At 48.0% G+C, this 4,919-nt stretch carries 2 protein-coding genes and 1 pseudogene; 2 read left to right on the top strand and 1 reads right to left on the bottom strand.

Going from position 1 to position 4,919, the window contains the following annotated elements:
- Nucleotides 1-1,430 precede the first annotated feature (1,430 nt).
- The gene (locus H7A81_RS25685; RefSeq protein WP_034822338.1) at nucleotides 1,431-2,360 is read right to left on the bottom strand and encodes a RepB family plasmid replication initiator protein; all 930 of its coding nucleotides are present in this window, start codon (nucleotides 2,358-2,360) and stop codon (nucleotides 1,431-1,433) included.
- A 480-nt stretch (nucleotides 2,361-2,840) separates the two neighbouring features.
- On the opposite strand from H7A81_RS25685, the gene H7A81_RS25680 reads away from it, so the two are divergent.
- Together H7A81_RS25680 and H7A81_RS25675 are read left to right on the top strand one after the other, a co-directional pair.
- The gene (locus H7A81_RS25680) at nucleotides 2,841-4,217 is read left to right on the top strand and encodes an aldehyde dehydrogenase family protein (protein WP_182059153.1); all 1,377 of its coding nucleotides are present in this window, start codon (nucleotides 2,841-2,843) and stop codon (nucleotides 4,215-4,217) included.
- Between the two features lie 170 nt (nucleotides 4,218-4,387).
- Nucleotides 4,388-4,846: pseudogene (locus H7A81_RS25675) on the top strand (MFS transporter); the annotation flags it as partial.
- Nucleotides 4,847-4,919 lie beyond the last annotated feature (73 nt).

Below are 4,919 nucleotides of genomic sequence, written 5' to 3'. Positions count from 1 at the left end.
GAATGTGAGTGGAGTTGAGTGGAGGGCTGTTTTGGTATATCAGTATGGGAGTTGGGAGTCAGGAGTAAGGAGTTCGGAGTCAGGAGTCAGGAGTCATGAGTCAGGAGTCAGGAGTCAGGAGTCAGGAGTCAGGAGTCAGGAGTCAGGGATGTAAATACGGGCTAAAATGACTGTCAACATTCACTGTAATCAGTAACCCAATTTGCGTTTTCAGTTGTGATTCGTGGTTCGCGAATGCGGGTTTGTTGTGAGTGAGTGAGTGAGTAACGCTAAATCATCGGTGGCTTATGGCTGACTGTACGTGAGTGAAAACGGGTAAATGCTTAGCGTTGAGCCATTGCAAGTGCGGGATAGCGGGTAAGCTACAACTGGCGGGTCCTGAACGGTACACCATGCTCTACTGGCGATATTGAAGATAAGCAATGGCCAGAGAATGAACAACTGAAGAGGCATGCCCGGTGGGAGATGACCGATGGCAAATGACCGATTAAAGAGAAGAGAGAAGAGAGAAGAGAGAAGAGAGAAGAGCATTTTAGCTGCTCTTACTGGTGAAGTGTCCGTTTTAACCGGTGGCTATTACATGCACCCATTGCCGGATCAACCAGAAACGGAATGCTTGTCTTTGAACTCCAACGTTCACTGTAATCAGCAAAACAGGTGAAGACCGTTTTTTCCTACCTCCCAAATCCCTGGTTGTAACATTCACTGTAATCAGTAATTGCTCCTCGCTGGCAAAGTTATTTACGTTCACTGTAATCAGTAAAGCGATCTTCTGTGGCCACAACGATCAGGTATAAAAATGTTTCGGAAGAGGGAAGGGCTGCAGAGCATTCACTGTAATCAGTGACAGCGTGACGCGCAAGATTGAGGCCTTAAATCCATTCCCGACCGCACTGGCATAACGTTCACTGCAATCTGCAATAAAGGGAAAAATTCACTGTAATCAGTGACGGTGACCAACCCTGTCACTTTTACTGTTTATTTGTACAGACAATAAGCTGATTACAGTGAACGAATGCCAACAATTAAATATTATATATAATATTCAAACCCTTACATTTAACCATTCACTATAATCTGTTTTCACCACATCATCACCATTCACTGTAATCAGCAACCAAATACGCTATGGCTGATGTTCACTGTAATCAGCAAACCCGCTGCAAAAGAGGGCGATCGAGTGTTGAAAACCCACCTAGTAAGTACTCACTATCACAATTAAACCCAATAATTCGTCAAATTTGATAACTCTGAAGGAGGAAGTAAGACTAACGTGTCGCTCAATACTGTTTACAGTGAACGTTACTGATTACAGTGAATGAATGAAGGGATGCTGATTACAGTGAACAGTGCGGAGAAGAAGTGTGTCACTTTTGGCGATTAAGTGACACACTCAAGGGAAGGATGCTGATTACAGTGAACGTGAAAAATCAGTCTTCAAACTCAATATCATCGAGGGAATCAATGCTCTCAAGATTGCTGATACCGTCCAGCTTCGGCGTTCTGCTATGGATAATAAAGAACACAGAACGTCCACGCTTTACCTCTGAATAGTCGAGGTAACCAATCTCCTTAAGCTGCTCCATCGCGCGTCGAACCACGTGGTTTTGCGTGGTCGTCTTAGAGCCTAAGTTTAAACGCATGCGGAGACGCGCCAGCGATATCGGTGCAGGATTGGTTGGCAAGCTTTCCAGGTAGGTATATAACGCCTGAGCCGATTCTTTACGTTTGAGCCGTGAAATAGCACGCAACTGCAGCAAGACTTTGTGGTCAAAGTTATACAGCTCAAACAGTTTGGGATCGGCCTGAATGCGCACCAGATCCTTTTCACGATCGTAATACGCCGACTGCACAAGGTGGGTATGATACGCTTTGCCATTACCTTCAAAGGACAACGTATTGGTTGCGATGCGTCGTAAAGAGGCATCTAAACGTTTACGTAAGGCCGCTGACGAGTTTGCCGATGGGATCCCGCACATTTTCACGAAATCAATAAACGGCAGCGTCACTGTGTCGCCCTTTGAGGGATAACGCGAAAAAGACTGAATGATGCCAGCCCAGGTTTTGAAATCATTATCCATGTCCAGCCTTGCGCCAGTAATGGTAATCTTTTCATAGCCTTCCGCTTTAACTAACGAAAGGTTCTTGAGCTCTTTAGTGGCGTCCGTTGAAGCCATCGCGCCCGATTTCCCACGCGCAGTAGACTTTAGTGTCGGAACGAACAGACCCAGGCGCATCAACGCGACCGGTTGTACGGTGTTATTTTTATTAGGATGAAGCTGGATAACCTCACCGCTATTTTTTGTCACCGACAGAAAAGGTTCTAGTAACGCCTTGTTTTCACTCTCTTTATCTGCCATAGCCTGAGATCTTCATTCTGTGGATGAAAAGGATCGATTTCTGATTACAGTGAACATTAACACTGTTTATAGTGAACATTCTACAGTCTATAGTGAATATTATGCTGATTGTAGTGAACGTTTTTCTGATTATAGTGAACGCGATCACCTTCTCAGGCCTTGTGGCATGCGGCTTACAGCGATCGGGGATCTCTTAGGATCTCTTTTAGATCTCTCTATGATCTTTCTTTAAGATCTATTCACTGTATAACTGCATAACCCTATGAAGAATCAGCTTCTAACATCAAAAACTGTCAGAATATGCAGGTCAGTAAGATTGATCCCACCAATGGCGAAAAAACATTAATTCTCAGCGAAGAAGATCCGCTTCTTTCATCAGAAGAGAACAACTTCCTCATTATTATTCATTTTTCATCAATCTTCAGCGAGCGTAAGGTGAAACTCATATTCATCCCCTACAACTCATGACGAAGGCATCTTATGACTGACAACGTTATTTCACGTAACCCTACCACTGGCGAAATCATCGCATCCTATCCATTGCAGAATGCCGCTGAGCTCGAAGCTGCGTTGCAGAGCAGCGCCAAAGCATTCGCACAATGGCGAGCCACCAGCATGGCTCAGCGCGTCATCGTGTTACGCCAGTTAGCAGAACAGATCCGCCAACGTCAGGATCAACTCGCTACCATGGCAACCCTGGAGATGGGTAAACCCATTGCACAGGCCCGTGCTGAAGTCCTTAAATGTGCAAATCTCTGTGACTGGTATGCAGAACAGGGCCCAGCGATGCTGGCTGATAAGCCTACGCAGGTAGAAAATCAGCAAGCCTGGCAATCGTTTCGTCCATTAGGCGTGATTCTTGCGGTAATGCCGTGGAACTTTCCTTACTGGCAGGTGCTGCGCGGTGCAGTCAGCATGTTGCTGGCAGGCAACACGTATGTGCTCAAACACGCGCCAAGCGTAATGGGTGCAGCCAATCTGATGACAGAACTGTTTGATGCGACCGATCTGCCAAAAGGTGGCTTCACCGTGATTAACGTGGATAACGATGGCGTTTCGGCCGCAATCAAGGATCCGCGTATTGCGGCTGTTGCGGTGACAGGAAGTGTGCGGGCGGGCGGTGCTATTGCAGCACAAGCCGGTGCCGTATTGAAGAAAACGGTACTGGAGCTGGGTGGTGCAGATCCGTTTATCGTCCTTGCCGATGCGGATCTGGATGCGGCAGTGGCTTCTGCGGTCACAGGACGCTACCAGAACACCGGACAGGTGTGCATGGCAGCCAAACGGTTCATCATTGAAGAAAGTGTCGCAGAAGCGTTTGAGGCGCGTTTTAGCGCTGCTGTGCAAGCATTAAAGATCGGTGATCCTCTGAGCGAAGAAACTTATATCGGTCCAATGGCGCGTTATGACCTGCGTGATGAATTGGATCAGCAAGTACAGCAGACCCTGAAACAGGGGGCGCGCCTGGTTATCGGCGGGCACAAGATCGATGGTGTCGGTAACTACTATGCCCCAACGATCCTGGCTGACGTGACACCCGACATGATCGCCTTCCAGCAGGAGATCTTTGGCCCTGTGGCGGCGATTACCGTAGCACGTGATGCGCAGCATGCATTAGAACTGGCAAACGACAGCGAATTTGGTTTGAGCGCCACCGTGTGGAGCGGTAATGAAGCGATAGCCAATGAGCTGGCAGAGAAACTGGAAACCGGCGCCGTGTTCATCAATGGCAACGGTGCTTCCGATCCCCGCGTGGCGATTGGTGGTGTGAAGAAGAGCGGCTATGGTCGTGAACTTTCCAGTTTTGGCGTTCACGAATTCTGTAATATCCAGACCGTCTGGAAAAACCGTCGTTAAGACTTTTAGGGCGTGCACTGCACGCCCTTATTCCACGCTCATCTCCTGCCTTACTGTTAATCCTCGGTTAAAATTGTTGTGGAGTAGCTCAAAGAATCCGCTAATGGTATTACAAAGGTATTGTTAGTGGTGTTAGATTGGCCTCACCTACACCGGGGAGTCCTATTTTAATGAAAACAACAATCCCAAAATTATCCTTCATGATGTTTCTCGAGTGGTTTATCTGGGGGGCATGGTTTGTGCCGCTCTGGGCTTTCCTCAGCAAAAACGGCTTTTCGCCGGTTGAGATTGCCTGGTGCTATGCCTGTACTTCGATTGCCGCCATCCTGTCGCCGATCCTCGTTGGATCGTTGGCAGACCGTTTCTTCCAGGCGCAGAAAGTGTTATCGCTGCTGATGATCGTCGGTTCCATTCTGATGTATTTCGCGGCCCAGCAGACGCACTTCAGTGGTTTCTTCCCACTGCTGCTGTTGTATGCGCTCACTTACATGCCGACCATTGCGCTGACTAACAGTATTGCTTTCTCGCATGTCAAAGATGTCGAACGTGATTATCCGCGCGTGCGGGTCATGGGCACTTTAGGCTGGATTGCGTCAGGCATTGCCTGTGGTTTCCTGCCGCCGCTGTTGAGATCGTATGAGCGTCGGGCTGGGTAAGTGTGTTCGTACTGGTGTTGATCGCGCTGGTCACTGACAACTTATA

Source organism: Pantoea sp. ME81 (assembly GCF_903970985.1).
Lineage (GTDB): Bacteria > Pseudomonadota > Gammaproteobacteria > Enterobacterales > Enterobacteriaceae > Pantoea > Pantoea communis.
Note: the sequence above shows the minus strand (reverse complement) of the source record. Positions and strands in the feature narration are given on the sequence as shown.

Excerpts from the sequence above, each read along its gene's own strand:
- H7A81_RS25680 (WP_182059153.1), top strand. The coding sequence starts at position 2,841 with ATGACTGACAACGTTATTTCACGTAACCCTACCACTGGCGAAATCATC.
- H7A81_RS25685 (WP_034822338.1), bottom strand. The coding sequence starts at position 2,360 with ATGGCAGATAAAGAGAGTGAAAACAAGGCGTTACTAGAACCTTTTCTG.